The 4,746-nt window shown below is 73.1% G+C and carries 5 protein-coding genes; 1 reads left to right on the top strand and 4 read right to left on the bottom strand.

The features are described 5' to 3' along the window. Positions 1–339, top strand: a 339-nt coding sequence (locus AC2VNT_RS16465) for a cytochrome P450 (protein WP_486947873.1), incomplete at its 5' end; no start/stop codon positions are given. Positions 340–342: 3 nt separating this feature from the next. Here AC2VNT_RS16465 and mftG read toward each other — a convergent pair. The 4 genes from mftG to AC2VNT_RS16445 form a co-directional block, all read right to left on the bottom strand. After that, positions 343–1,794 carry a mycofactocin dehydrogenase MftG gene (gene mftG, locus AC2VNT_RS16460; protein WP_486947872.1) on the bottom strand — a complete coding sequence of 484 codons (1,452 nt, stop codon included), beginning with the start codon at positions 1,792–1,794 and terminating at the stop codon, positions 343–345. An 8-nt stretch (positions 1,795–1,802) separates the two neighbouring features. After that, the gene (mftF, locus tag AC2VNT_RS16455) at positions 1,803–3,218 is read right to left on the bottom strand and encodes a mycofactocin biosynthesis glycosyltransferase MftF (RefSeq protein WP_486947871.1); all 1,416 of its coding nucleotides are present in this window, start codon (positions 3,216–3,218) and stop codon (positions 1,803–1,805) included. Further along, a complete protein-coding gene (gene mftE / locus AC2VNT_RS16450; protein ID WP_486947870.1) occupies positions 3,215–3,949 on the bottom strand; it encodes a mycofactocin biosynthesis peptidyl-dipeptidase MftE in 735 nt (244 codons plus the stop codon). Before mftE ends, mftF begins: the two co-directional genes overlap by 4 nt. Before the next feature lie 56 nt (positions 3,950–4,005). Further along, on the bottom strand, positions 4,006–4,746 hold a 741-nt coding region (locus tag AC2VNT_RS16445; RefSeq protein ID WP_486947869.1), incomplete at its 5' end, for an alpha-hydroxy-acid oxidizing protein.

The raw sequence follows: 4,746 nt of genomic DNA, 5'->3' as shown, positions 1-4,746 counted from the left end.
ATGCGCACCGCGACCGCCGACACCGAGGTGCGCGGTGTCCCGATCGCCGAGGGCGAATCGGTGTACCTGTCCTACGTCTCGGCGAACCGCGACGAGGAGGTGTTCGAGAACCCGTTCACCTTCGACGTCGCTCGCGACCCCAACAAGCACCTGTCGTTCGGCTACGGGGTGCACTTCTGCGTGGCGTCCGCGCTGGCCCGGATGGAGATCGACAGCTTCTTCAGCGCGCTGCTGCCCCGGCTGGAATCGATCGAGCCGGCCGGCGAGCCGCAGCTGATCTCGACGACGTTCGTCGGCGGCCTCAAGCACCTGCCGGTGCGCTACCGGCTGCGCGACTGACCATCACGCCCCGGCCCGGACGAACTCCGCGGCCCGATGGCCCAGCATCACGATGCTGGCGTGCGGGCCGCGGCTCGGCACGGCCGGCAGTGCCGACCCGTCGGCCACCCACAGCCCGTCCACGCCGCGCACCCGGCACCGCGGGTCGAGCACCGCGCGCGGGTCGTCGTCGGCGCCCATCGGAGCGCTGCCACACAGGTGCTGCGACGTCGACCACGTCGGCCGACCCAGCTCGGCCGACCCGGCGATCATCCGCCGGACCAGCTGCACCCCCCGGGCCAAGGCGGCCAGATCGGCCGGCTCGGAGTCGTAGCGGTGCTCGATCCGCGGCGGCACCCGCGGATCGGCCGAGACCAGCGTCAACCGGCCACGCGACCGCGGCCGCATCAGCGCCGCGCCGATGTGCGGCCGGTCCGGCCGGCCGGACGCCGCATCGCCGACCATCGCGGTGAAACCGCCGGTGTAGGGTCGGATCTCGATCGCGTCGTCGGTGTGCAGCACCACCTCCAGCGGCGGCCGGCCGGCCGCCCCCGGCCAGTCGACCGGCAGCACCCACTCCGGGTGGTCACTGCAGCCGGCGCCGACCGGCACCGCTGAAACCGGTTCGACGCCGACCGCCCGGAGCATCTCCGGGTCACCGATGCCGGAGAGCATCAGCAGATGGGCGGTCTCGATCGCCCCGGCGCACAACACGACCCGGTCCGCCTGCACGGTTATCGGGCCGTCCGGGCCGACCGCCCGCACACCGACCGCCCGGCCGGCGCAGATGTCCACCCGCACCGCCCTGGTTCGGGCCAGCAGGGCCAGGTTCTCCCGGGCCAGGCCAGGCACCAGGCACGCCGCGCCCGGGCCGGTGCGCACCCCGTCGACGATGTTCAGCGGCACCGCACCCACCCCGCACGGCCCGCCGCCCTCGCCCACGGCGTTCAGGTCGGGCAACCAGCCGAAACCGGCGTCCCGCGCGGCAGCCACGAATCGTTGCGCGCTCTCGGCGACGTCACGGGTCCGCCGGACCGGGATCGGACCGCGGTCACCGTGGTCCGGCCCGCCGAAATCCAGATCGGTCTCGATCGCCCGGTAATGGCCGACCACGTCCGCCCAGGCCCAGCCGGGCAGACCCGTCCGGTCGAAGTCCTGCGGCACGCCCCAGCAGAAGTAGCCCCCGTTGACCGCCCCAGAGCCGCCGACCGTGGCGCCACGGACGATCGCCATCGCGCCGGCGGCGTCCGCGGTCAGCTCGGTCTGGTAACGCCACACGATCGGGCTGGCGGTGCCGATCGGCAGTCGACGTCCGTCGGCCGCCAGCGCCGATGCCACCGGGTCCGCCGGGCCGGCTCCGGCCTCCAACACCGTCAGTCGGCAATCGCTGTCCCGGGAGAGTTGCTCGGCGACAACCGATCCGGCGCTGCCCGCGCCGACGATCAGCACGTCGGTCTGCAGCGTTGCCGCGGCCACGGCGACGGTCAGGCCCGAAGCTGCGGCCTGAGCGCGGCCGGATCGTGTTGGCGCAGCGCACCGGCCCACAGGCCCGCCCCGTACGCCAGGTCGTCGAGGCGTTTCAAGAACAGGTACGCCACCGGGTTGACCGGCGGGTGGCCGTTCTCGTCCGGGCCGATGCGCCGCAGCCAGTCGATCACCCCGTCCGCCAGCCCCGCGGCCACCACCACCCGCCGACAGTGGCGCGAGCAGGACGCCGCGATCAGCGCCAGCGGCCAGTACGGCCGGCAGATGGCCGACGCCAGCTGCAGCCCGCCGGCGGTCAGCCCGCGCACCGTCACCAACGCGACGTCACCGCGGCCGACCCCGGGCCCGCGCATCGATCTGGCCACCCGCCGGCCCGCCAGGCCGGCCGCCGCCAGGGCGGCCAGCAGGCCCGGAATGGACCCCAGCGTGGCCAGTAACCAGGCCGCGAGCGTTCCGAAGGGGATGCTCAGCGGCGCGATCTTCTCCGGATGCCGGGCGGACAGCGGCGCGCCCGACCGTCCGTAGAACGCCTTGCGTGCCAGCCAATCCCCAAGCGTCACCCGATGGTCGTGCTCGACCAGGGCCACCGGCTCGTACCGCAGCCGGGCGCCCGCGTCGACCAGTCGCCAGCATAGGTCGACGTCCTCGCCGCAGCGCATCGTCTCGTCGAATCCGTCCAGCCGGCGCAGCACCGCGGTGCGGCAGATGACCGCCGCACTCGGAACGTAGCTGACCCTGCCGTACGGGACGACCGGCGCCTCCCGGCGGCCCAGGTCCAGCGAGGACCGGATCGCCTCGTAGCGACCGATCAGGCGGTCACTGCCGCCCATGGCGATGATCCGCGGTGCGACCAACGCGACGGTGGGATCGCAGAAATGGCCGAGCAGCACCTCCAGCCAACCGCGCCGCGGCAGCACGTCCGAGTCCAGGAACGCGACGAAGTCGGTGGTGCACGCGGCCAGGCCGGTGTTGCGGGCCGCCGCCGGCCCGCGGCTCCGCGGGTGGTGGAGCACCGTCACCGCCGGGTGGACGGCCGATAGGTCATCTCGGCTCACCGGGGTCACCGAGCCGTCGTCCACCACGACGACCCGCTGATTGTGCAGCGCGGCAACCAGGCGTCGGAGCCCGGGCATGTTGTCCCGCACCGGAACAACCACCGTCACATCGCGGTGCGAGGGGCCGCCGGACGGTCGCGGGTGCGCCACCGTCGCGTCCAGCAGGGTGCGGGCCAGCTGCGCGCTCACCGCGTCATGAACCTCCAGCCGACCGTTGCTCAGCATCGCCTGCGCGGCCGGCACCAGCCGGAGCAGCTTGGTCGGGACGCCGCCGAGCAGCACCGACCCACCGCCCAGCACCCGCACCTCCCGGCCGATCTGGACGGCGAAGCCGTCTGGCAGCCGGGCCGGGCTACTCACCGCAGCAGTCCGTCGTCGCTTGGCGCCCAGTCGCGGATTGCCCGGACGCAGCGGTCGACCATCTCGCCGAAGATTCGTTCCCCGTCCGAAGCGCAGGCCGCGGTCGGGTCGCCGAGGATGCCGACGGCACTGACCGCCGCCACTCCGCCACGGCGGATCGCCGGCAGCAGCTCGGCCAGCGGAGTTCGGTTGCCGGGCCGACACCGTTCGGTCCGCACATCGGCGGGCGAAAGATGCAGCAACAACGATGTTTCCGTGTGTCCGGCATGCGCGTCTCCGGTGGCCACCGCACACGGTGTCCAGCCGGCGTCGCGACCCTCGAAACGCAGCCGGCCGACCGCCGAACGGAGCGCGGCCAGGTTGCCGCCGTGCCCGTTGACGAAGACCAGTCGCCGCGCCCAGGCGCTGGCCGAGCGGCCGTACTCCAGCAGCACCCGGTCCAGGGTTTCGGTGCCGATGGAGATGGTGCCGGCGAAGCTCTGATGTTCACCGCTGGCGCCGTACCCGATCGCCGGCGCCACCGGCCAGCGCCGCTCGGTATCCGGCGCGGCCGAGCCGGTGCTCAACCGGGCGGCGGCCTCGGTCGCCACCGCCACGGCGATCCGGGTGTCGGTGTCGAGCGGCAGGTGCGGGCCGTGCTGTTCGGTCGATCCCACCGGCACCAAGAGTGTCGGCGATCCGCCGGTCAGCTGATCGGATGTCAGCCGGGCGAGTTCACCGATGAACACCATCCGCCGATCTTAAGACGGAACAGGCTGGCAGGGAACAGTTCCTGTCGACGGCGGCGTCAATATGCCGGTTGCTGCCCGGTGCCGGCACCCAGCGTGCGGGTGAAGTCGGGAGGAATCAGCACGTCATCGGCGGTCACGTCGTGCACCGAGGGGCGGCCGAGCCCCATCAGCGCCGAGTTGATGCCGTCACGCAGGATGTCCAGGACGTTCTCCACCCCCGGCTGGCCGGCCGCCGCCAGACCCCACAGGTAGGCGCGGCCGATCATCACCGCCCGCGCCCCCAGCGCCAGTGCCTTGACCACGTCGCCGCCGCGCCGGATGCCGCCGTCCAGCAACACCTCGACCTGATCACCGACCGCCGCCGCGACCGCCGGCAACGCACGGATCGCGGCCGGGGTGCCGTCCAGGTTGTTGCCGCCGTGGTTGGAGACCGAGATGGCCGAAACACCGGCGTCAACAGCCCTTTTGGCGTCGTCGACGCGCATCACGCCCTTGAGCATGAACGGCCCTCCCCACAGCTCGCGCAGCCAGGCGATGTCGTCCCAGGTCGGCGGCGGGGTGCCCATCCACTCGCCGTAGGCGGCGAAGAACGGCGGCCCGGGCTCGCCGCGGGCGCCCTGGTTCGGCACCCGCAGGCTCGGCGGGTGCAGCGTCTTGCCGAAGCGCCACAGCCAGCCGGGCCGCGCGAGCGCCTCCGGCATCATCCGCACCATGGTGCGCAGGTCCATCTTCTCCGGTATCTTCGGGCTGCCCCAGTCCCGGCCGTGCGAGAAGCTCCAGTCGGTGGTGGCGATCAG

The organism is Mycobacterium sp. TH-M15, from assembly GCF_057473705.1.
Note: the sequence above shows the minus strand (reverse complement) of the source record. Positions and strands in the feature narration are given on the sequence as shown.

Bases quoted from the DNA above. Each gene is read 5' to 3' on its own strand.
- mftE (WP_486947870.1), bottom strand. From the start codon at position 3,949: ATGGTGTTCATCGGTGAACTCGCCCGGCTGACATCCGATCAGCTGACC.